We start from the raw sequence: 23,390 nt of genomic DNA, 5'->3' as shown, positions 1-23,390 counted from the left end.
GCTTAGAACGAGTACTGCGCCAGCACGGTGTAACGCGGACCGCTCATGAACACCTGACGGGTGAATTCACCCGAGTGCTGTTGCATGATCTGACGCGTGTACGAGTTGGTCAGATTGGTGCCTTCCAGTCCGACCCGGAACTTGTCCGTGAAGTCGTAGAAGATCGACGCATCCACCTGACCATACGACGCCTGGTACAACGGCAGACCGAAGGCCTGATCGTTGTTGGTGGTCGGGATCAGGAAGCGGTCCGCACCGGAGGCCGGATTGGTGTTCAGGCCATTGTTGCCACGGCTGCCCCATTGGTTCACACCCAGCAGGTAACGCGAACGCCAGTTGTAGGCCACGCGCATCGACAGACCGTGCTGCTCGTACATGATGGCCAGATTGACCGTGTTGCGCGACAGGCCCTGCAACGGGGTCTTGCCGAACGCCCGTCCATCGGTATCGCAACCGTTGATGCTCAGGTTGAAGTTGGAGGAGGCGTCATTGCCCGAGCACCATGCCTCGAACACCGGATCTTTCAGCGTGCGCTCGCTCTTCACATAAGTCCAGCTAGCCTGGGTGCCGATGCCGCGCAGCCAGTCCGGTACGAAATCATAGTACTGCTGGTGGGCCAGCTCAAAACCGCGGGCAAAGCCCTTGGCGCCGTTGACCGGACCAGTCACCACAAAGGTTTGCTCCTTGCCGGTGACGTCTTTCGCCTTGTAGCCGTAGTTCTTGGTGATGATGATGTCGTTGAGGTCCTTGTTGAACAACGAGAACGTCAGCGAACCAGCCTTGGCGAAGTACCACTCGGCAGTCAGGTCGACGTTGGTCGAGGTGGTCGGCTTCAGCAGCGGATTGCCGTCGCTGGTGCCGGTCAGGGTGGTGCCATCGATCCGCACGCCGGTAACGTTGCCGGACGCGTCGCGGGTCGTGGTTTGCAGGTGCTGCGCGCTCAGCGTGGTCTGCACTTGCAGCTGGTTAAAGTCTGGACGCGAAATCGCCTTGGCGACTGCAAAGCGGAATTGCAGTTCCGGATTGACCTTCATGCGCAGGTTCAGGCTCGGCAGCCAGTTGTCGTAGGAATTGCTGAACGACTGCGCTTGCGCGAACTGCGCGATATTGATCAGTTTTTCCTGGCCGGTCACCGGCGCGCCGGCAGGGATCGACGGCGTAGACGGCGGCGTGAATGCGACATAGCCGCTGCCGTTGCCGCGGGTTCTCACGTAGCGGATGCCGACGTTGCCGTCGATCGGGTACTTGAGATCATCCCAGCCGAAGCGCAGCTGCGTGTAGGCGGCGCGGGTCTTCTCGGTCTGGGTGTTGGTGGCGGCCGGGTCGTTGAAGGTCGCTGCCTTCCACGGATCGCAGGTCGAGCCTTTTTCGGCGCACAGCACGTCGTGGTAGGCGTGGATCTTGCTCCATTGGTCGGGGAAGCCGCGCACCGTCGCCTCGTCAGCAAACAGCATCGCCGGCAGGGTGTATTTGCCGCCGAAGAAGTTGTCGATGGTTTGCAGCGAAGCACCGCCGGCGAAGCGCGGATCGTTCAGGCGGGCCACGCCGTTGATCTGCCAGCCTTCCATCCACGGGAAAGTAATCGCCTGCCAGTTGTAGAACTTCTGCGCCTTGTGATTCTCGCCTTCGCGGTCGGCCATGCGGAAGCCGAAGCGGACGTCGCGCAGCACCGGATCGTCGAAAGTGTATTTGACGTCGGATTTCCAGGCTTTCTGGGTGGCCTTGGCGTTGTCCAGCGCTTCCTGGGTATAGGCCCAGTAGTAGTTTTTCGGATCGGCCATATAGGCTGCCGAACCCAGACCAATCTGCGGCACTTTGCCGGTCATGTCCATGGTCTGATTCGGCAGGATGAAACCGGTCGAGACGTCAGCGTCAAAGCCTTCGGTGGTCGAGCGGACGTGCTGGAAGTCATTGGTCCAGGTCAGGTCCGGCGTGGCGCGCCATTGCACGTTCAGCGACAGATCGCGGGTGCCGGATTCACGCACGTTGATACGCTGCGAGCTGTTGAACGGTGAACCGCCATAAGTCGGGTTGGAGATGGTGCCGCTCTGGAACGCGCCATTGCTGTCGAACTTCGAGTCGGCGCTGGCCACCTGCTGATACCACTTGTCCTCGGACGAAGCCACGACGTGCTCGTCCAGGTCTTCCTTGTACTTGGTCTTGAAGTAGGTCAGCGCGGCGGTCAGGTCTTTGTTCGGACGCCACTGGAAGGCAGCATAGTCGCCGCGACGGGTACGGTCGAAGTCCTGCGAGCGGTAGCCGACGCCGAGCGGTATCCATTTGGTCTTGGATGGGTCGTATTTGGTCGGGTCGGTGGAATTCACGTGCGGGAAGTACGGGTCAACGCCGACGCCGTCCGAACGGCTCGGGCTCTTCGCATGGGCGAAGTCCACCAGGGCGCCGAATTCGCCGAAGTCGGTGGTCCAGCGGTTCGACAGCAGCACCGTGCCGGTCGGCGAAGGCTTGCCCTTGCGCAGGGTCGAATACGATTCCGAGACGCCTACTGTGCCCTTGAAGCCCTTGTAGTCGAACGGCATGGCCGTGCGCAGATTGACCAGCGCGGCCACCGCGCCTTCAACCTGCTCGGCGGACGGATTCTTGTAGACGTCGACGCCCGACATCAGCTCCGGCGCCACGTCGGCGAAGCCGAGCGAGCGGCCGCCGCCAGCCGAGAACGCGTCGCGGCCGTTGATTTCAGAACGCACATAAGTCAGGCCGCGCACCGATACGCCGGAGCCTTCGACCGACTGGCGGTTCGGGTCGCCGGCCATATTGCGGTCGATGGTCACCCCGGCAATACGTTGCAGCACCTCGGTGACCGAACGGTCCGGCAGCTTGCCAATGTCTTCGGCGACGATCGAATCGACAACCTCGTCCGCCTCCTGCTTGAGTTTTTGCGCGGATTGCAGCGCGGCGCGCTGGCCGCTGACCACCACCACCGGGCCCTTGGCCAGATCGGTGTTAGCGTCTGCCGTTTGCGCCAACACCACGCCGGTGTGCAGCACAAAGACCTGTGCAACCGCAGCGGCGATCGCAGTTTTCTGTAGCTTATTCAATTTGTGTCTCCCTCTTATAGGTGTTTTTGTATTGCCTACCACTTGTTGATCAATGATCGTTGTGCATACCTCCTATCAGTTGTCAGGCGGCCGCGCGGGATACGCCGCTCGCCGCCTGGCTGGCGACATAGGCGCCGTGATCCGGCATTTTCGCTACGGCCTTGGTGATCATGTCGCGCAGCTCGGCGAAATGGCCGTGCACCGCGCGGATGTCGACCCGGTCAGCCAGCGGGTCGTAGCGCTTCGGCGTCACACCGAGGCCCATCATCATCGCCACGAACGAAGGCTCGGCGAAGCCGCCGCGATCGACGATCGCCACGCGCCCCGTCTCGCGGAACAGTTCGATCTGGTGGCGCAGCGAATCCGGAATCGCCATGCTGGCGCAGTGACGCCAGAATTCGGTATCGTCGCGGGTGGTCAGCTTGTAGTGCAGCACGATGAAGTCGCGCACCGATTCATAACGCAGGCCCATGAAGCGGTTGAACTCATCGGCCAGCGCGGGGCTGCAATCACGGTCCGGGAACAATTCCAGCAGCTTGCCCACCGCCGTTTCGATCAGATTGATGCTGGTCGATTCCAGCGGCTCGATGAAACCTGCCGACAGGCCGATCGCCACCACGTTCTTGTCCCAGGACTTGCGGCGGCGTCCGGTGACGAAACGAATCTGGCGCGGCTCATCCAGCGCGGCGCCGTCGATGGCGTTGAGCAGCACGCTGCGCGCCTGCTCGTCGCTGGTGAAGTTGTTGCTGTAGACGTAGCCGTTGCCGGTGCGGTGTTGCAGCGGGATGCGCCAGGTCCAGCCGGCCTGCTGCGCAGTGGAACGGGTGTAAGGCGTCAACTGCGGCACCGAGGCGCAGGGCACGGCCAGCGCGCTGTTGCAAGGCAGGTAGTTGCTCCAGTCCTCATAGCCGGCCTTCAGCGCACCCTCGATCAGCAGGCCGCGGAAGCCCGAACAGTCGATAAACAGCTCTCCTTCGACACGGCGGCCATCGCGCAGTTTGACGGCGCTGACGAAGCCGCTCTCCGGATGCTGCTCGACCTCGACGATCATGCCCTCGATGCGCTGCACGCCGCGCGCCACGGCATAGTCGCGCAAATAAGCGGCGTACAGGCTGGCGTCGAAATGCACACCGTAGGAATAGGCATCGGTCATGCCTGGCGTTTCCTCGTTCGGTGGCGTGAACTTGTTGTGGCGCGCCATGATCGATGCCACCGACCAGTTCTCCATGTCGGGCATCTTGTCAAAGGCCTGCGCCAGCCGCAGCCAGTGCTGGTGCGCGCCGATGCCGGCCAGCGCCGGGCCAAAATCGCCGAAGGGATGGAAAAAGCGGTTGCCAACGTGGCCCCAGTCCTTGAATTCAATGCCCAGCTTGTAGCTGGCCTGGGTCTTGGCGACGAAGTCGTCGGCATCCAGGCCCAGCGCCGCGTTGTAGACGCGGATGGTCGGCAAGGTGGCCTCGCCGACGCCGATGGTACCGATTTCAGGCGATTCCACCAGGGTGATCTCGCAAGGCTGGGTCGGATGGCGCGCCAGGCGCTGGGCCAGCGGCGCGGCGGTCATCCAGCCGGCGGTGCCGCCGCCGACGATGACGATTTTTCGTACCGCGCCGCCGTGCATGTCATTGCCGTTCATCGCGCCTCCTCAGAATGGACTTGCTATGACAACGTTTTCATTTCCGCGCGAAACAGGGGCGCTTGGGGTATATGCGGCGCAGGCCAGGGCGAATTGGTCCATGGCCAAGACCATGGCCGTCTGGTGTAGTGTGCTCAATTTTGTCTCCCGTATTTTTATATCCGACTGCGAGGCCGGTGATCCCAAGCTAACATTAATGCAAGCAACGAACAAATGATTCTGGTTTCAGGAAGCCTGTTTAACTTACATCACTAAACACAGTCTAGCCGAATAAAACTATGGTGTAACACACATTGGAATAAAGTTTTTTCGGCCTAAAACACTTCCCACAGAATCGGTAGCGCTTCCACGGGGAAAGTCAGCGCAAAAAAAATGCCGGCAAAGCCGGCATGTGGAGTGTGTCGGAAAAGCGACTCAGACGGCGTCCGGACCAGTCTCGCCGGTGCGGATGCGGATCACCTGTTCAACGTTCTGCACGAAGATTTTGCCGTCGCCAATCTTGCCGGTACGGGCGGCCTTGATGATGGCGTCCACCACTTGCTCGGCCACACCGTCATCCACCACCACTTCCACTTTGACTTTCGGCAGGAAGTCGACCACGTATTCGGCGCCACGATACAGTTCGGTATGGCCTTTCTGACGGCCAAAGCCTTTCACCTCGGTGACGGTCAGGCCAGTAACATTGACCTCAGCCAGTGCCTCACGCACCTCGTCCAGCTTGAACGGCTTGATCACGGCGGTAATCTGTTTCATGACTTCTCCTTGTATCTAAATCGAAAATCTTGGTGCAGCTGACTGCATGCTTTGGTTCTATTGTAATCGACACAGCCGCTGTGTCCATGTACATAAGCTTATTCTTTACTCATGCACAGGAATGGTGCGCAGTTCATCCATCCATACAACGCTTTGCGCGTCGCTTGGCGCGCGCCAGTCGCCGCGCGGCGACAGAGAACCGCCGCTGCCCACCTTCGGCCCATTCGGCACGCAGCTGCGCTTGAACTGGCTGGTGCGGAAGAAGCGGTCGAGGAAGATGCCCAGATTCCTGGTAATCGCCGTCAGGTCGTACTGATTGCGCGTGACGTGGTCGCCGTCCGGCCAGCGGCCCTGCTCTTTGTCCTTCCACGCGGTGTGCGCCAGGAACGCCACCTTGGACGGATTGAAGCCGAAGCGCAGCACATAATACAAGTTGAAGTCCTGCAGCTCGTAAGGACCGATGGTGCTTTCGGTGCGCTGCTCCGGCTGGCCATCGGCAGTGCCCGGCACAAGCTCGGGGCTGATCTCGGTGCCGAGAATATCCAGCAGCACCTGTGCGTCATTGCGGCCAATCACGCCGGACTCCGCCACCCAGCGTACCAGGTGCGAAATCAAGGTCTTCGGCACGCTGGCGTTGACGTTGTAGTGCGACATATGATCGCCCACGCCATAGGTGCACCAGCCCAGCGCCAGCTCGCTCAGGTCGCCGGTGCCGATCACCAGCCCGCCGTGATGGTTCGCCAGGCGGAACAGATGGTTGGTGCGTTCGCCGGCCTGCACGTTTTCAAACGTGATGTCGTACTGCGCCTGCCCTTCCGCATACGGATGGTTCAGGTCTTTCAGCATCTGGATGCAGCTTGGACGGATATCGATTTCCTGCGAAGTGCAGCCAACCAGCTTCATCAGCGCGTGCGCCTGCTTCAAGGTGCGCTCACTGGTGGCGAAGCCGGGCATGGTGTAGGCCAGGATATTGGTGCGCGGCAGTTTCAGCTTGTCCATCACGCGCGCGCAGACCAGCAACGCGTGGGTCGAATCCAGCCCGCCCGACACGCCGATCACCACTTTCTTCAGGCCGCTGGTGGTCAGGCGCTGCGCCAGCGCCTGCACCTGGATATTGTAGACCTCGTTGCAGCGGTCGTCGCGGCGGCGCGCATCGGCCGGCACGTAAGGGAAGCGTTCGACGCAGCGCTTCAGCGCCAGCGGCTGGTCGCGCTCGATCTCCAGATGGAAGAACACGGTGCGGAACTTGCCCACTTCGGCCGCGTGGCGCTGCACCGATTGCGCGAAGGTGTTCATGCGCATACGCTCGCGCGACAGGCGCTCCAGGTCGATATCGGCAAAGGTCAGCGCCGGCTCGTCGATGAAGCGCTTCGGCTCGGCCAGCAGCTCACCGTTTTCGTAGATCACGCCCTGCCCGTCCCACGCCATATCGGTGCTGGACTCGCCGCCGCCGGCCGAGGTGTACAGATAAGCCGAAATGCAGCGCGCCGACTGCTGCCCCACCAACTGGTTGCGGTAGTTGGACTTGCCCACCAGCGCGTTCGAGGCCGACAGATTGACCAGCACCGTGGCGCCGGCCAGCGCGGCAAACGATGACGGCGGCACCGGCACCCACACGTCCTCGCAGATCTCGACGTGGAATTTGAACATCGGCAGGTCGCCCACTTCAAACAGCAGGCCCGAGCCGAATTGCACGCGCTCGCCCAGCAGATCGATTTCGGTGGCGGTCGCGTAATCGCCGCTGCTGAACTGGCGCGCTTCGTAGAACTCGCCGTAATTCGGCAGATAGCTCTTCGGCACCACGCCCTGGATCTGCCCGTTGGCAATCACCACCGCGCAGTTGTACAGCTGATGCTCAACCCGCAGCGGCGCACCGACCACCACCGCCATCTTCCATTGCAGCGAGGCGTCGAGAATCGCAGCCAGGCCGTCCAGCACGCCGTCCAGCAAGGCGCGCTGGTGGAACAGATCGTCGCAGGTGTAGGCAGCCAGTCCCAGTTCGGGAAACGCCACCAGCGCCGCGCCTTGCGCTGCGGCCTGCTCAGCCAGCAAAATGGTCTGTTCGGCGTTGTAGGCCGGATCGGCAATACGGCACACCGGCGCAGCAATCGCGACGCGCGCGAAATCGTGGGTGTACAGATTGAAGAAATTATGGGCCATGTCAGGTCTTCCGCGTTGGCAAAATCCGATTATCGCACGGGCAAAGCTTGCCCGCATGCGCTAGACTGGCGCATCAACAAGCATGGAGGCAGTGTGGCGGAAGCAGAGTTTACGATCATCGACTCATTGGCAGAGATCGACCCGGCGCAGTGGCAGGCGCTGGCCGGCGACAATCCCACACTCAGCTATGCCTTTCTGCACGCGCTGCACGAGACACAATGCGCCTCGCCGCGCACCGGCTGGAGCCCGCGCTACCTGATCCTGCAACGCGACGGCCAGCTGCACGCGGCCATGCCGCTCTACCTGAAGGAACACAGCCGTGGCGAATACGTGTTTGACCACGCCTGGGCCGACGCCTTCCATCGCAACGGCCTGCCCTATTATCCCAAGCTGCTGTCGGCGGTGCCGTTCACGCCGGTAAGCGGCAGCCGCCTGCTGGCGCGCAACGCCGAAGACCGGCAACTGCTGGCGCGCGCCGCGCTGCAAGTGGCGCAGCAGCTGGAAACCTCCTCGCTGCACATCCTGTTCCCGGACGAACAGGACAAACAGGCGCTGGCCGAAGCCGGTTATATGCTGCGCGAAGGCGTGCAATTCCACTGGGAAAACCACGGCTACGCCGACCTGGACGCCTTCCTCGCGACCATGAAGATGGAAAAGCGCAAGAAACTGCGCCAGGACCGCCGCCGCGTGGCCGATGCAGGCATCCACTTTGAGCATCTGGCCGGCGCCGCCATCAATGAAGAGGTATTGCGCTTCTTCTACAGCTGCTATGTGTCGACCTATCAAGCCCACTACTCCAAGCCCTATCTGTCGCTGGCATTCTTCCAGTGCCTGCTGGCCGAGATGCCGGACAATCTGATGCTGGTGCTGGCCAAGCGCGGCGAGACGCCGGTGGCAGTGGCATTCAACCTGGTCGGCGGCAACGTCATGTACGGCCGCTACTGGGGCACGACCGAGTTTGTCTCGGGACTGCACTTTGAAACCTGTTATATGCAATCGATAGACTATTGCATCCGCCACGGTCTCGCCAGCTTTGAAGGCGGCGCGCAAGGCGTGCACAAGATGTCACGCGGACTGGTGCCGACACCCACCTGGTCAGCCCACTGGATTGCTGATGAACGCTTCGCCGATGCGATTGCGGACTTCCTGTCGCAGGAAACCGCCGCCATGAATGATTACATCGACGAATTGTCGGAGCATATTCCGTTCAAAGCGCCTCAGAAATAAAAGCCGGCCTGGAGATTGATCCTGCGTGTGAAGCCGTCATGCTGGCGGGAAGTCAACGCCAGGCCACCACCGTCCGGCGACAGGTAGGGATGATGCTTGCCCCACATGAAATCGGCATAAAACAGCCATTTCCCGGCTGAGAAACTCATGCCGCTGACATTCTGCACCGAGTTTTTATAACCGGCGACACGCTTACGCAGCACGCTGTAATCGTTGTACAGCTTGAAACCGCTGAACGGTCCCAGCTTGCCCGGCAGGTCGTAACTCAGATTGGCGATGTAGATATCGCCTTTCGACGCGACCGGATAGGGATAGCCAAACCCGCCCAGCATCACAAAGCTGTTCGGATCGAGTCCGCCATATGTTTGCTGCGCGCCATGGCTGGTTTTGTAGTTGTAGCGCAAGGCTTCCAGCGCCACATTCCAGCGGCCAGCGCCGCCTCGGTAGTGCACCGCCAGGGCGTTGCGGCGGGTGTCCCTGCCCTCGCTGCGGGTGGTATTGCGGATGGTCCCCGTCAACGCCGAGAGTCCCACCTCATTCCGTCCGTCGCCATCCATTTTCAGCGCAACGCGGCCAATCAGCGTATTGCGTTCCTGATCGCGCTGGCCAGTTCCGTAGCCCTGCTGGTCATCATCGGCAACGATATTATAGGAATAGCGGTTGGAAGCACCGGCCGTGTTGCCGCCACCGCCATAGGAGCCGCCATCGCGCGGATAAAAGCCTACTTGCCATTCCACCGGGCCAGGTTTGCTGGCGTAGGTAAGGCCCAGGTCAAACTTGTCCTCGAACCCGGCGTAGAAGGCGATTGACTCGTAGAAATTATTGGATGTGAACGGCTGCAGGCCAAACATATTCCGGTCCAGGCCCACATGCAGTGTGCTCTTGTCGGCGAATCGCATACCAACCCAGCCGTGTTGCAGGAAGTGCTGCCAGTAGCCGCCCTGCCCTTTCGGAAAGTGGTTATAGCGGTATTGCGCCGAGCCGATCACTACGCCATCGTCGTATTTGACATCCAGGCGCGCTGTGTCCAGCCCGAAAAAGCCATTCGGATAATCGTCCTGCCAGCTCTTGTGCTCGTAGTTAAAGCGGACCGCGCCGCCCAGATTCCACGGTGTATCAGCCGTATCAGCCGCCGCCACGCCGCCCGATAGCAGCATCAATGCCACCATTGCCGCACCAGTGGTGCTTGCATTCTTCTCAGACATAAGTCCCTCGTTCTGATTAGGGGGCATTATTGTAAGGCAAGACATCGGGCAAGCCGCGTTCAATTGGCCGGCTGGATGAACATACATCAGGGAAACCCTTATACGGTAGAATAGCGGTATGCACATCTCCCTGGTTTAAGTATGAATCCAGTTTTCTTCACAGCAATTTCCGTCGCGGCTATACTTTGGCCCCCTTGGAAAGTTTTCTAGGAACGTGGCAAAAACAGCATGAATGCAGATTTCATAAAACAACGCAGTCGATTCAAATCCGCCACCATGAAGCGGATCGATGTCAGCGAAGAGGCGTACACCAACGTCACCAATATCCTGGCGACCATCGCCAAGCCATTCCATGTGCGCAAGGGTGAGTACCTGCAGCGCGCCGGCGTGCCGGCCACGCAAGTGCATTGGCTGGCCAGTGGCGTGGCGCGCAGCGGCTTCTTCAACCGCGACGGTGTCGAAATGACGCTGCGCTTCTACCGCGAAGGCGAATCGGCCACTACCCTGACCGATCTGATCAGCGGGGAAAACGGCCAGCCGGCGGTGCAGTTCCTGATCGCCGAAACGCCTATCCACGGCTTCACGCTGGACTGGAAAATGGCGTGCGAACTGCGCGCGCAGAACGAAGTCATGCAGAACTATCACCTGCACATCGCCATGCACGGCCTGCAAACGCTGGCCCAGCGCGCCTACAACAGCGGCGAGACTTCAGCGCAGGAGCGCCTGACCGCCTTCCGCGAGGAATATCCGGGCCTGGAAGCGCGCATTTCGCAGCGCGCCATCGCCTCCTACCTGGGCATCACGCCGCAATACATGTCGCGCCTGCGGCGCGAGGCGGAAGCCAGCGCGGCCGAGGCGGCGGAAGCGGTCGATACCGCCCGCCAGGCGTAAAAAAAAAGCCCCTTGCGGGGCTTTGATTATGCTTGCTGGTCTTTCTGGTAGTTGGCGACGCCGGCCAGGATTTCTTCCTTGGCGGCTTCCGGGCCGTGCCAGCCTTCGATCTTGACCCATTTGCCTTTTTCCAGGTCTTTGTAGTGCTCGAAGAAGTGCTGGATCTGGCGCAGGCGCAGTTCGTTCAGGTCTTCCGGCTTCTGCCAGTGGCTGTAGATCGACAGCACTTTGTCGACTGGAACGGCCAGCACTTTGGCGTCTTCACCGGCTTCGTCGGTCATTTTCAGCACGCCGATCGGACGGCAACGGACCACCACGCCAGGAATCAGCGGGAATGGGGTAATTACCAACACGTCCACTGGATCGCCATCGGCCGACAGCGTGTTCGGCACGTAACCGTAGTTGCATGGGTAGTGCATGGCGGTGCCCATGAAACGGTCGACGAAGATCGCGCCCGATTCCTTGTCCACTTCATATTTGATCGGATCGGCGTTCATCGGGATCTCGATGATCACGTTGAAATCGTTCGGCAGGTCTTTACCGGAAGACACTTTGTTCAAGCTCATGGATTTTCCTCTGTTTGCAGGCTGTGTTTAACCGCGACATTATATCGAAGTAGAGGCGGCTTGTGCGGCGCAACACCATTGAACATTTGTTATGATGAGGGCTGTCCTTATTCAGATAACGAATTATGATTTTCCGCCAACTGTTCGATCCGACCTCTTCCACCTACACTTATCTGCTGGGGGATGGCGACGAGGCGCTGCTGATCGATCCGGTCTATGAACAAGTGCCGCGCGACTTGGCGTTGTTGCAGGAGCTTGGGCTGAAGCTGATCGCCACGCTGGACACCCATGTGCACGCCGACCACGTCACTGGCGCCTGGCGCTTGCGTCAGCGCGCTGGCAGCAGGATTGCGGTGTCGGCTGCCGGTGGCGCCAGCGGTGCGGATACGCCTTTGCAGCAAGGCGACCGCATCACCTTCGGCGCACGCCATCTGACGGTGCGCGCCACGCCTGGCCATACCAGCGGTTGTCTGACCTATGTACTGGATGATGAAAGCATGGCCTTCACCGGCGACAGTCTGCTGATACGCGGCTGCGGCCGCACCGACTTCCAGCAAGGCAGCCCGCAGCAGCTGTTTGCGTCAGTACATGAACAGATTCTCAGCCTGCCGGGTGCCTGTCTGCTCTACCCCGGCCACGACTATCGCGGCATCACGGTCACCAGCGTGGCGGAGGAGCGCCGCTACAATCCGCGCCTGGGCGGCGATGTGGACGTGGGCGATTTCACCGGCCACATGAACAATCTGAACCTGCCGCATCCGAAGTTAATTGCGGTGGCGGTGCCGGCCAATCTGCGCTGCGGCAAGCCGGAAGGCGATGCGCCGACCGATACGCCAACGTGGGCGCCGCTGACGCTGCGTTTCAGTGGCGTATGGGAAATCGAACCGATGGCGCTGCTGGAGCAGCAGAACAAGGTGCAGATCGTTGATGTGCGCGAAGCGCCGGAGTTCATTGACCAGCTGGGCCATCTGCACGGCGCCACGCTGGTGCCCTTGTCGCAGCTGACCGGACGCATGGACGAGTTCGACAAGGAGCAGCCGATCGTGGCGGTCTGCCGCTCCGGCGTTCGCTCCGCACAGGCCAGCGTGATGCTGGCCAAGGCCGGCTTCAGCAAGGTCGCCAACCTCGCCGGTGGCATGCTGCGCTGGAAACTCGAAGGCTTCCCGGTCGATTCCGACCCCGCCTGAGCCAGCGCAACAGCGAGGCGGAGCGCCCAAGCTAAACTACAGGTTTAGCGCACCGCCCAGAGGTTCCGCTCATGATTTCCTCGAACAACAAATGGCTGATCCACACCCTGCTGGTCGGCCTGATCCCTATCCTGACACGATTCGTCATCTGACAAGGAAAAGGTATCCGGGAAAGAAAATGGCCGGTGAGGACCGGCCATCTGTTTAGAGGATGGTTGCCAGTGCGCACTGGCGGTAGTGGTTGGCGGCTTCTTCTTGCTGGCCTAGTGCTTCGTGCAGCTGCGCCAGTTTGAGGTGGGATTCGCGCACCATGCGTGGATCGGAAGCGTCCGACAAAGCTTGCTCCAGATAGCGCTGCGCCTTGCCCCACAGTTTTTGCTTCAGGCACAGCGAGCCCAGCGTCAGTGCCAGTTCGGCGTCGGTCGGGCGGGTATTGGCCCAGCCCTCGCAGTGTTCGATCTGCATCAGCAGCGCGGCTGAGCCGGCCGGAGCGGCGGCTTCGCGGTAGGTGCGGACTACGCGGTCGTCCCAGTCTGCGGCCAGCGATTCTTCGGCGACGCGGCGCGCTTCGTCGTGCAGGCCGCGCGCGTTCAGCGCGGTGGCCGCGCGGCAGGCAACATAAGGCTTGATGCGGTCCGAGGTCGGCACCGTAGCCCAGACCCGCAGCAGCGATTCGGCATCATGGCTGGTGTCCGACAGCAAATCGTCGTAGGCCAGCTCGCGCAGACGCGACGACAGCGCCGGATGCAGCGCGCGGTGCTTGTCCAGCGAGCGCACCAGACGCAGCACTTCCGGCCAGTTCTTGGCCTGCTGCTGCGCTTTCAGCGACATCTGCAAGGCGTGGATGTGACGGGTGCCGCTGGCGTTCAGCTCACGCACCGCTTCCAGCGCCTGCTCCGGCTGGTGGTCATCGACCAGCAACTCGGTCATGGTCATCAGGCGCGCGGTCTTCATCGCGTTGTCGTCGACCAGCTTGTTCAGCCATTGATCGCGGCGCGCCGACTGGCGCATGCGGTGCGCCGCGCGGGCGCCGATCAGCGCCGCCACGCCGGCATTCTCAGGCAGCTCGGAGGCGCGCAAGGCGGCCTTTTCGGCGTGGCCGAAGCGGCCTTCAAACAGCGCCTTCAGCGCTTCGCGCAGGCCTTTGTTGCCGTCGCGCTCGCGCTTTTGCTGACGGTAGGCCGCCACCTTGCCCGGCATCTTGACCGTCGCGCGGAAGGCGCGGATCACGACATACAGGAAGGCGAACAACGCCACTTCCAGCACCACGAAGAAGTTCAGCGACAAGTCGAAACGGTACGGCGGATAGAACAGCACCACATTGCCCGGATTGAAACGCGCCGTCACGGCAATGCCGATGGCGGCGGCCATCATGGCGACTAACCAGAGGAATAAACGCATGACTATGGCTTCGCTTTGTAGTTGCGCACGGCGTTCAGGCTGTCCGACAAGGTCGGCATCTCAATCGCCAGATTGCTGCTCTGGACCTGGCGCAGCAGCGTCTGCACGGTCTGGGTGGAGCGAGCGCGGGTGTCGAAATACTTGGTCAGCGCTTCCTGCGCCGCGATCAGGTCGGCCCGGAAAGCGCCTTCGTTACGCGACAGCAGCGCCATGCGGGCATTCAGCAGGCGCAGCTTGAGGTTCTCGCGCATGAAGTAAGCCTGGGTCGGCGACATCATCAGCGCTTCCGGCGTTTCGACATTACGCACGCGGATCAGCTGACGCACATCGGTCCACATCTCGCTGCTCCAGCCGGTCCAGCCGTCCTGCAACGATTGCAGCCATGGGCTGGTGACAGGTTCTTCCACCTTGACCGGTTTGCCATGCTTGTCGTGCGCGACCTTGGCCGGCTTGGCTTTCTTTTCAGGCGGCGCCGGCAGCGTCGGTTTTTCGTCCGACAGCATCGGCAGCGTGTCGATTTGCGCGATGGCGTTGTCCAGGCGCAGCGCCACGCCGACCGAATCCACGCTCGGCAGCGCTTTCAGCTTGTCGGTGTCGCGCGCAATGGCGCGGCGGATGGTGATGAATTGCGGCTTGTCCGAGCGCGACAGGCTGCGGTCGGCATTTTGCAGCGCGATCAGCGCGCCCGGCACATTGCCGGCCAGTTGCAGCTGCTGCGATGCGGTTGAGAGCACTTGTTCGATTTCCGTCAGCGCCCACTCATCGCGATTTTTTGACAGGTCCTGGTACAGCTGCTCCAGCGCCAGTTGCTGGCTTTGCGCTTCCAGCTGTTTGCTCTCCAGCAGCGCCACCTTGGTCTGCAGCTCCTTGGTGCTTTCTTGCACGTTGCGTACCAGATTGCCGGTGTCGGCATTCAAGGCGTCGCCTTTTTGCAGGCGCGTCGCCATTTCCTCGCGCAGCTTGTTGACGCGCGCATGCGACGACCAGGTCTGCGCCGCCAGCATGATCACCAGCATGGCGATGCCGGCCAGCAGCACTTGCGGCTGCTGCAAGGTCTCAAGCAAGCTCTGTTCAGGCTGCGACGGCGGCGCAGGCGGGGTTTCGGCGGCCTTGGCGGACGAAACGGCTGGGTCGGGTAAGGTAGGCAAATCGTTCATAGGCGTGATTGTAACGCGGCCAGCAGGCGTTCGTCGCCTGATCCTGTGAGCGTCAGCTTGGAAAATCCTAAATTATTTGCCGTTTCGGCAATTCGGGCGTGTGGCACAATCAAATGCTGCTGTTGCATAGCTACAACGCTATTGTGCTGCATCGCGTTAGGATGCTGCAAGTCAACTTTTGCAAGAAGGTCGCACAAACCGCGCAAAGCCTCGGAACTGGTGATGATCCAGTCGTTTTGCTGCGTCAGCAAACGTTTCAGCCGGGCGGCCAGTTCCGGCGTCAGCGCCGGCAACGAGCGGCGGTAGGCTGGCGCCACGTCGACCACCGCGCCGGCGTCGCGCAAGCCATCGGCCATCAGTTCGCGGCCGCTTTCGCCACGGATGATCAGCACCGGCTTGCCCTTCAGCGCCGCCAGGTCGAGTGTTTGCAGCAGATGCTCGGAATCGCTGTGGGCGCTGTCGGCCGGGCTGATGATGTCGGCCACGCCATGGGCCGCCAGCGCGGCGCGGCTGCCCTCGCCCACCACGGCCGCCGTGACGCCGGCCGGCCATTGCCGGATATGCGCGAAGGCGGCATCGACCGCGTTCGGCGACACGAAAGCCACCATCGCGTACTGGTCCAGCCGCGCCAGCGCCGCCAGCAGCTGCGCCTGATCTGCCAGCGGGGCGATTTCCAACAGCGGCAATATTTCGACTTCCCGGCCCAGCGCGGCAACGCGCTGCGCCAGCGGTGCGGCTTGCGCCAATGGACGGGTGATGACGACAGCGCCGGTCATCCCCGGATCACGCGCCCGGCTTGCCCGCGCCGGCCAGCGTGGCCGAACGGGCGTCGGCCTCGGCTTGCGCCGCTTCGCTCAGGCACGACGACAGGATATCTTCCGCATCCTGCGCGCGCAGCAATTCCGCGGCTTGCGCGCCCAAGGCTTCAGCCTCGGCGGCGGCGCCGCGCACTTCGGCGCTGGCGATGCGCAGGCCGTCCGGCGTGGCGACCATGGCGCGCAGATGCATGTCCGTGCCGTCCACCGTTGCGTAAGCAGCCAGCGGCACCTGGCAGCTGCCGCCAAACACTTTGGAGACTTTGCGCTCGGCGGTCACAGCTTGTTCGGTGGCCGTGTGGTTCAACGGCGCCAGTATCGCCATCAGATCAAGGCCGTCGCTGCGTTCGGCGATTTCAATCGCCATCGCGCCCTGGCCGGCGGCCGGCAAGCTGCTGGCAGGGTCGAGCAGCGAGCGGATGCGATGTGGCAAACCCAAACGCTTCAGGCCAGCGGCGGCAAGGATGATCGCGGCGTAGTCGCCCCGGTCCAGTTTGGCCAGCCGTGTATCCAGATTACCACGCAGCGGCTTGATCACCAGTTGCGGATAGCGTGCGGCGATCAGCGCCTGGCGGCGCAGGCTGCTGGTGCCGACAATGGCGCCAGCCGGCAGTTCGTCGAGCGAAGCGTAATCGTTGGAAACGAAGGCGTCGCGCGGGTCTTCGCGCTCCAGCACGGCGGCCAGCGCGAACCCTTCCGGCAGCTCCATCGGCACATCCTTCAGCGAGTGCACAGCCAGGTCGGCGCGGCCTTCGGCCATGGCCACTTCAAGTTCTTTAACAAACAGTCCTTTGCCGCCGACTTTGGACAAGGTGCGATCCAGAATTTGATCGCCACGGGTCGTCATTCCGACAATTTTGACATCGCACTGCGGATATAATAATGTCAAGCGATCGCGGACATGTTCTGCTTGCCACATGGCGAGCCGGGACTCACGCGAGGCGATCACTAATCTGGATGGGGAGTTCTTAGGGTCAACGGAGCCCAATTCGGATGTTTTCAAAACCAGTTCTTTCGCTGTAGCTGACGCTTACCGGCACAAGCCAGTACCACGCGCGTGTTTAAGATCACAAATTTTAGCATGCTCACTTTGCAAAACCGGGTTAAGCGCCCGTGCACCGATATTTTCACCTCTTTGTGGCTTAACACATGGCAAATCAATCTAGTGCATTCAACGAACCAACTGCTGAACAACCGGGCGCCGATAAGGATGCCCCTCTGAAAGAAGACATTCGCTTATTAGGTCGCCTGCTGGGCGACGTCTTGCGCGACCAGGAAGGCGAGGAAGTCTACGCCGTGGTCGAAACCATCCGGCAAACCGCCGTGCGCTTCCGCCGCGAAGCCGACGCCGGCGCCGCCAAAGAGCTGGATGGCATGCTGAAAATCCTGACCAAGGAGCAAACCATCTCGGTGGTGCGCGCCTTCTCCTACTTCTCGCACCTGGCCAATATCGCGGAAGACCAGCACCACATCCGCCGCCGCCGCGCGCACCTGCTGGCCGGTTCCAATCCGCAGCAAGGCAGCGTCAACTACGCGCTGTGCAAGCTGAAACAGGCGGGCGTCGCGCAGGAAACCGTGTCCACCTTCTTCCAGGAGGCACTGATCTCGCCGGTACTGACCGCCCACCCGACCGAGGTGCAGCGTAAATCCATCCTGGATGCGGAACACGACATCGCGCGCCTGCTGGCCGAGCGCGACCTGCCGCTGACGCCGAAGGAAACCGCCGCCAACCTGCATCTGCTGCGCGCGCGCATCGCCACGCTGTGGCAGACCCGCATGCTGCGCTACTCCAAGCTGACGGTGGCCGACGAAATCGAAAACGCCCTGTCCTACTACCGCATCACTTTCCTGCGCGAGCTGCCGGGGTTGTACGATGACATCGAACAGGACATCGCCCATCACTACGGCACAAGCGTGCAACTCGACGCGCCGTATGTACAGATGGGCAGCTGGATCGGCGGCGACCGCGACGGCAATCCCAACGTCAACGGCAATACCATGTCGCACGCGCTGACGCGCCAGGCTACCACCATCCTCGACTTCTATCTGGAAGAAGCGCACACGCTGGGCGCCGAATTGTCGATCTCGACCCTGATGATCGCCTGCTCGCCGCAACTGCAAGCCTTGGCCGACCAGTCGCCGGACACCTCCGATCACCGCGCCGATGAGCCCTACCGCCGCGCGCTGATCGGCATTTATGCGCGCCTGGCCTCGACCGCGCGTGCGCTGGGCGCCACCAACATCCTGCGCAAGGAAGTTGGCCACGCCGAGCCGTACGCCGACGCGCGCGCCTTCGCCACCGACCTGCAAGTGCTGATCGATTCGCTCAACGCCAACCACGGCAGCGTGCTGGTGCAGCCGCGCCTGGCCACGCTGAAGCGCGCCGCCGACATCTTCGGCTTCCATCTGGCGTCGCTGGACATGCGCCAGTCGTCGGACATCCACGAGCGCGTGCTGGCCGAGCTGTTCTCCACCTCCGGCGTGCAGGCCGACTACGCCGCGCTGGACGAAGACGCCAAGGTCAAGCTGCTGCTGAGCGAACTGGCGCAACCGCGCCTGCTGAATTCGCCGTACGTGAATTATTCGGCCGAGACGGTTTCCGAACTGGGCGTGCTGCGCGCGGCGCGCGAGATCCGCGCCCGCTATGGTTCACGCGCGATCCGCAACTACATCATCTCGCACACCGAAACGGTTTCCGACCTGCTGGAAGTGCTGCTGCTGCAAAAAGAGCTCGGCCTGCTGCGCATCGCGGAAAAAGAACTGGACCTGATGGTGATCCCGCTGTTCGAAACCATCCCCGACCTGCAACGCGCCTCCGGCATCATGGAAGCGGTGATGGCGATTCCACTGGTGAAAGAACTGATCGCCAAGCAAGGCCAGATCCAGGAAGTCATGCTGGGCTATTCGGACTCCAACAAGGACGGCGGCTTCCTCACCTCCAACTGGGAACTGTACAAGGCCGAAACCAATCTGGTGACCGTGTTTGAAAAAGCCGGCGTCAAGCTGCGCCTGTTCCATGGCCGTGGCGGCACGGTCGGCCGTGGCGGCGGTCCATCGTACGACGCCATCCTGGCGCAGCCGCATGGCACCGTCAACGGCCAGATCCGCCTGACCGAACAGGGCGAGATCATCGCGTCGAAGTTCTCCAACAAGGACATCGGCCGCCGCAACCTGGAGCTGCTGGTGGCGGCGACGCTGGAAGCCAGCCTGCTGCCGCAGCCGGAAGACTCCGAGCACAGCAAGCAGCTGCGCCAGTTCGAAACCATCATGGCCGAGATTTCCGATCGCGCCTACAAGGCCTACCGCAATCTGGTCTATGAAACTCCGGGCTTCACCGACTACTTCTTCACCGCCACGCCGATTGCCGAGATCGCCGAGCTGAACCTCGGTTCACGCCCTGCTTCGCGCAAATCGACCAAGCGGATTGAAGACCTGCGGGCGATTCCATGGGGCTTCTCGTGGGGCCAGTGCCGTTTGCTGCTGCCGGGGTGGTATGGTTTCGCCAGCGCCATCGGCGGCTGGATTGCCGACGGCGACAAGGCCGAGCGCCTGGCGCAACTGCAAGCCATGTTCAAGCACTGGCCACTGTTTGCCACGCTGCTGTCGAATATGGATATGGTGCTGGCCAAGACCGACCTGGCAATTGCTTCGCGCTACGCTGAACTGGTGCAAGATAAAGAGCTGCGTGAACGCATCTTCAAGCGCATCACCGAAGAGCACGCGAACACCATCAGCATCCTGGAAAGCATCACCGGCGCCGGCGAACGCCTGGCCGGCAATCCGCTGCTGGCGCGCTCGATCCAGAACCGCTTCGCCTACCTCGATCCGCTGAACCACTTGCAGGTCGAACTGATCAAGCGCCACCGCGCGCTGTCGTCGGAAAGCAAGGCCGATGAGCGGGTGCATCGCGGCATTCACTTGTCAATTAATGGTGTCGCGGCAGGTTTGCGCAACACTGGCTAAGAAGCAGCGCCCCGCTCAGTCGGGGCGTTTTCTTATGCGCGCAGTTCTTCCAGAATACCGGGCACGGCGCGCTCAGCTTCCGCTTCGGCAGACTGCTGATCGGTAAAGGCCTGGTCGGCCGCCACCCGCCGCTTCGGGTAGACGTTATTCATATGCATCGGGTTATCTGACGGCGCGAAGATGGAAACGTAAGCGCCCCACTGCTCGCTACCTTCCAGCAATTCGCCGGTGAACTCGACCTCGTAGCCATCCATCTCCTTGACAGGCATCATCAGCCTCCATGCGGTAGCCAGGCGGGCTTGGTATCGATGTACAGCTCGCGCTCGACCGGACCGGCATATTCCGGCTCCAGCGTGCCGAGGGTGATGGCGATCCGGTCTGGCGACGCCGTGCTGCGCCAGAACAGCGTCGAACCGCAAACACGGCAAAAGCCGCGCCGCCCCTCAGCGGACGAAGCGTATTCGGTAATCAACTCGGCGCCCTGCTGCACCACAAAACCAGCGCGGGCCATATTGGCGTAGCTGCCGGCTGCCGCGCCATGCTGCTTCTGGCACATGGTGCAATAGCAGTGGCTAGAATGAAACACCGGCAACGCCGCCTTGTAGCGCACGCCGCCACATAAACAACTTCCGTGCAACTGACTGTCCATCGCGATCTCCTCCGCAGTGTGCGGGCGATCTTAGCATGACGAAAAAAAGGGAGGCGCATGGCCTCCCTTTTCCTTGACTCCGCTGACGCTTAGTTTTGCGTCAGGAAGGTTTTCAGTTTGTCCGAGCGCGATGGCTGGCGCAGCTTGCTCATCGCCTTGGCTTCGATCTGGCGGATACGCTCGCGGGTCACGTCGAATTGCTTGCCCACTTCTTCCAGCGTGTGGTCATTCGACATTTCCACGCCATAACGCATGCGCAGCACTTTGGCTTCGCGCGGGGTCAGCGAATCCAGCACTTCCTTGATGACGTTGCGCATCGAGGCGTGCAGCGCGGCATCCAGCGGCGCCAGCGTGGTGTTGTCTTCGATGAAGTCGCCCAGCTGCGAATCGCCGTCCTCGCCCATTGGCGTTTCCATGGAAATCGGCTCTTTAGCGATCTTCATGATTTCGCGGACTTTGTTTTCCGGCATTTCCATCTTGACCGCCAGGGTCGCCAGGTCCGGCTCGCTGCCGGTTTCCTGCATGATCTGGCGCGAGATGCGGTTCATCTTGTTGATAGTTTCGATCATGTGCACCGGCACACGGATGGTACGCGCCATGTCGGCGATCGAACGCGTAATGGCCTGACGTATCCACCAGGTCGCATAGGTCGAGAACTTGTAGCCGCGACGGTATTCGAACTTGTCTACCGCCTTCAGCAGACCGATATTGCCCTCCTGGATCAGATCCAGGAATTGCAGGCCGCGGTTGATGTACTTTTTGGCGATCGAGATCACCAGACGCAAGTTGGCGACGGTCATTTCGCGCTTGGCCTGACGGGCGCGTTTCTCGCCGGCAGCCATCTGCTTGTTGATCTTGCGCAGGTCGGCCAGCGGCAGCGCCACGCGTTGCTGCAGGTCGATCATTTTGCGTTGCAGTTCTTTCACGGCTGGCACGTTACGGCCCAGCACGGTGCTGTAAGGATAGCCAGCATCGACTTCGCCATCGACCCAATCCAGATCGGTTTCATTGCCAGGGAAGACTTTGATGAAGTGCGCGCGCGGCATGCCGCAACGGTTGACGCACAGGTCCAGCACGGCGCGTTCGATCGAACGCACTTCTTCCATCTGGCCACGCAGCGTGTCGCACAGCTTCTCGACCACTTTGGCGGTGAAGCGGATGCCCAGCAGTTCGGCCGAAATCGCTTCTTGCGCGGCAACGTAGGCCTTGGAGCCGTAGCCGCCGGATGCCTTGCGCATTTTCTCGAACTGGCCGGAAATGAAGGCGAATTTGTCCAGCGCGGCGATTTTCAGCTGCGCCAGTTGCTCGGTCGAGTAGCCGGCAGCACCGCCGCCCACGTCGCCATCTTCTTCCTCGCCGTCATCTTCGTCTTCTTCGTCCTCGTCATCCGAGCTAGCGGCGGCGGCCGGGGCCGGCGCTGCTTCGTCGGGATCAACGAAACCATCGACCACATCGTCCACTTTCATTTCGTCGGACTCGATCTTGTCAGCCAGCGCCAGGATTTCGGCGATGGTGGTCGGGCAGGCGGAAATCGCCTGGATCATGTCTTTCAGGCCTTCTTCGATACGCTTGGCGATTTCGATCTCGCCTTCGCGGGTCAGCAGCGCCACGGCGCCCATTTCACGCATATACATGCGGACCGGGTCGGTGGTACGGCCGAAGTCGGAGTCAACGGTCGACAGCGCGGTCGCGGCAGCCGCTTCCACCTCGTCGTCCGAGGTCACGGTGGCGACGTTATCGCTCAGCAGCAGCGCTTCCGCATCCGGCGCGCGCTCGTAGATCGCGATGCCCATGTCGTTGAAGGTGGCAATAATGCCTTCGATCGCTTCCGGATCGATGATGTTTTCCGGCAGCTGGTCGTTGATCTCGGCATAGGTCAGGAAGCCACGTTCCTTGCCCATGTTGATCAGGTTCTTGATCTGCGCGCGGCGTTTCTCCAGCTCTTCAGCCGAAGCTTTCGGGTCCAGGCCCAGCAGATCGGCGCCGCCCTTGGCCTTGCGCTCGCGGGCTTTCGACACGGCCTTCAGTTCAGCGCGTTCAACCGCGTTCAGTGCCGCGACTTCATCGTTTTCCGGCGTGAATTCAGATGGCTTGCGGCCACGGCGGCCTGGCACTTTGACGCCTGGCAGCAGATAGCCCGAGGTGTCGATCGAGGCCAGCGTAGCGGCATCGGTCACCTGGCTGACAGCCGGACCAGCGGTGGAGATGACCACCGGCGCAGGTTCCACCTTGGCCTTGACCAGTTTCGACTTCGGCGCCGACTTGACCACAACCGCCGGCGCGTCCACCGCAGCCGTGGCCGTGGTCGAGGCGCTCTTGCGCGCGACCTTGACGGCTTTCGCCGGCTCATCCGCCGTCTCGACCGCAGCCACATCCACCTGGGCGGCTTCCGCAGCGGCGCTCAGGCGGGTTTTCTTTTTGACTACCGTTACTTTGCTCGCTGCCTCTTCGTTATCGATCACATAAGATAGAGTCGTCTTCGGCACCACCAGTGGCGCAGCGGCAGCGCGGGCAGGCTTCTTGACGGACAACGTTAAAGTTTTCGGTTTTGTCATTAAAAATCTCTCAATGCGTATTCGTCAGAAATTACAAAAAAGCTGGCCCCGCGCCGACCGCGAGCGGTGCGCATGGGTGGAAATGTTGTAATTTAGCTGACGATTTTCTGCGGAATAAAAAAAGCCCGCTTTCCAGCCACGGGCTTGTTTCTCTTTTCAGGGAAGAATGAGA

General features: G+C 61.4%; 17 protein-coding genes. 4 read left to right on the top strand and 13 right to left on the bottom strand.

What is annotated here, in order from left to right:
- Window positions 1-2 precede the first annotated feature (2 nt).
- From KW842_RS12445 to KW842_RS12430, 4 genes are all read right to left on the bottom strand, one after another.
- A complete protein-coding gene (locus KW842_RS12445) occupies window positions 3-3,056 on the bottom strand; it encodes a TonB-dependent receptor (protein ID WP_218304419.1) in 3,054 nt (1,017 codons plus the stop codon).
- Window positions 3,057-3,138: 82 nt separating this feature from the next.
- A complete protein-coding gene (locus KW842_RS12440) occupies window positions 3,139-4,689 on the bottom strand; it encodes a tryptophan halogenase family protein (protein WP_229223655.1) in 1,551 nt (516 codons plus the stop codon).
- A gap of 414 nt (window positions 4,690-5,103) precedes the next feature.
- On the bottom strand, window positions 5,104-5,442 hold the full coding sequence (locus KW842_RS12435; protein WP_019922031.1) for a P-II family nitrogen regulator: 339 nt from the start codon (window positions 5,440-5,442) through the stop codon (window positions 5,104-5,106).
- 105 nt (window positions 5,443-5,547) lie between these two features.
- Window positions 5,548-7,602 carry an NAD(+) synthase gene (locus tag KW842_RS12430; protein WP_218304418.1) on the bottom strand — a complete coding sequence of 685 codons (2,055 nt, stop codon included), beginning with the start codon at window positions 7,600-7,602 and terminating at the stop codon, window positions 5,548-5,550.
- Between the two features lie 93 nt (window positions 7,603-7,695).
- On the opposite strand from KW842_RS12430, the gene KW842_RS12425 reads away from it, so the two are divergent.
- Window positions 7,696-8,829 carry a GNAT family N-acetyltransferase gene (locus KW842_RS12425; RefSeq protein ID WP_373925175.1) on the top strand — a complete coding sequence of 378 codons (1,134 nt, stop codon included), beginning with the start codon at window positions 7,696-7,698 and terminating at the stop codon, window positions 8,827-8,829.
- Here the strand turns inward: KW842_RS12425 and KW842_RS12420 are convergent.
- Window positions 8,820-10,034 (bottom strand): hypothetical protein, encoded by a 1,215-nt coding sequence (locus tag KW842_RS12420; RefSeq protein ID WP_229223654.1) that lies wholly within the window; start codon window positions 10,032-10,034, stop codon window positions 8,820-8,822. The two genes, KW842_RS12425 and KW842_RS12420, sit on opposite strands and share 10 nt — an antisense overlap.
- A gap of 276 nt (window positions 10,035-10,310) precedes the next feature.
- Between KW842_RS12420 and KW842_RS12415 the strand changes: the two genes are divergently transcribed.
- Complete coding sequence (locus tag KW842_RS12415; RefSeq protein ID WP_218304416.1) at window positions 10,311-10,925, top strand: Crp/Fnr family transcriptional regulator; 615 nt, start codon at window positions 10,311-10,313, stop codon at window positions 10,923-10,925.
- Window positions 10,926-10,951: 26 nt separating this feature from the next.
- Here KW842_RS12415 and ppa read toward each other — a convergent pair whose 3' ends face one another.
- A complete protein-coding gene (ppa, locus tag KW842_RS12410) occupies window positions 10,952-11,491 on the bottom strand; it encodes an inorganic diphosphatase (RefSeq protein ID WP_218304415.1) in 540 nt (179 codons plus the stop codon).
- Window positions 11,492-11,616: 125 nt separating this feature from the next.
- On the opposite strand from ppa, the gene KW842_RS12405 reads away from it, so the two are divergent.
- On the top strand, window positions 11,617-12,678 hold the full coding sequence (locus tag KW842_RS12405) for an MBL fold metallo-hydrolase (protein WP_218304414.1): 1,062 nt from the start codon (window positions 11,617-11,619) through the stop codon (window positions 12,676-12,678).
- Window positions 12,679-12,882: 204 nt separating this feature from the next.
- Here the strand turns inward: KW842_RS12405 and KW842_RS12400 are convergent, their stop codons facing one another.
- The 4 genes from KW842_RS12400 to hemC are packed head-to-tail and all read right to left on the bottom strand — an operon-like array spanning window position 12,883 to window position 17,054.
- Window positions 12,883-14,079, bottom strand: coding sequence for a heme biosynthesis protein HemY (locus KW842_RS12400; RefSeq protein WP_218304413.1), 1,197 nt, complete (start codon window positions 14,077-14,079; stop codon window positions 12,883-12,885).
- A gap of 2 nt (window positions 14,080-14,081) precedes the next feature.
- Window positions 14,082-15,236, bottom strand: a complete 1,155-nt coding sequence (locus KW842_RS12395) for a uroporphyrinogen-III C-methyltransferase (protein ID WP_218304412.1) — start codon at window positions 15,234-15,236, stop codon at window positions 14,082-14,084.
- Window positions 15,233-16,012, bottom strand: a complete 780-nt coding sequence (locus KW842_RS12390; protein WP_218304411.1) for a uroporphyrinogen-III synthase — start codon at window positions 16,010-16,012, stop codon at window positions 15,233-15,235. The genes KW842_RS12395 and KW842_RS12390 overlap by 4 nt, the downstream gene beginning before the upstream one ends.
- A 7-nt stretch (window positions 16,013-16,019) precedes the next feature.
- A complete protein-coding gene (gene hemC / locus KW842_RS12385) occupies window positions 16,020-17,054 on the bottom strand; it encodes a hydroxymethylbilane synthase (RefSeq protein ID WP_255584099.1) in 1,035 nt (344 codons plus the stop codon).
- Between the two features lie 146 nt (window positions 17,055-17,200).
- Here hemC and ppc point away from each other — a divergent pair, with 146 nt between their 5' ends.
- On the top strand, window positions 17,201-20,014 hold the full coding sequence (gene ppc / locus KW842_RS12380) for a phosphoenolpyruvate carboxylase (RefSeq protein WP_218304409.1): 2,814 nt from the start codon (window positions 17,201-17,203) through the stop codon (window positions 20,012-20,014).
- Window positions 20,015-20,046: 32 nt separating this feature from the next.
- Here ppc and KW842_RS12375 read toward each other — a convergent pair whose 3' ends face one another.
- The 3 genes from KW842_RS12375 to rpoD form a co-directional block, all read right to left on the bottom strand.
- Window positions 20,047-20,286, bottom strand: coding sequence for a hypothetical protein (locus tag KW842_RS12375; protein ID WP_229223653.1), 240 nt, complete (start codon window positions 20,284-20,286; stop codon window positions 20,047-20,049).
- On the bottom strand, window positions 20,286-20,663 hold the full coding sequence (locus KW842_RS12370) for a GFA family protein (protein ID WP_218304408.1): 378 nt from the start codon (window positions 20,661-20,663) through the stop codon (window positions 20,286-20,288). Before KW842_RS12370 ends, KW842_RS12375 begins: the two co-directional genes overlap by 1 nt.
- A gap of 89 nt (window positions 20,664-20,752) precedes the next feature.
- A complete protein-coding gene (rpoD, locus tag KW842_RS12365; protein ID WP_218304407.1) occupies window positions 20,753-23,218 on the bottom strand; it encodes an RNA polymerase sigma factor RpoD in 2,466 nt (821 codons plus the stop codon).
- Window positions 23,219-23,390 lie beyond the last annotated feature (172 nt).

This window comes from Duganella sp. sic0402 (assembly GCF_019219065.1).
Taxonomy (GTDB): Bacteria; Pseudomonadota; Gammaproteobacteria; order Burkholderiales; family Burkholderiaceae_D; genus Rugamonas.
This window is presented reverse-complemented; position numbering and strand designations above follow the sequence as displayed.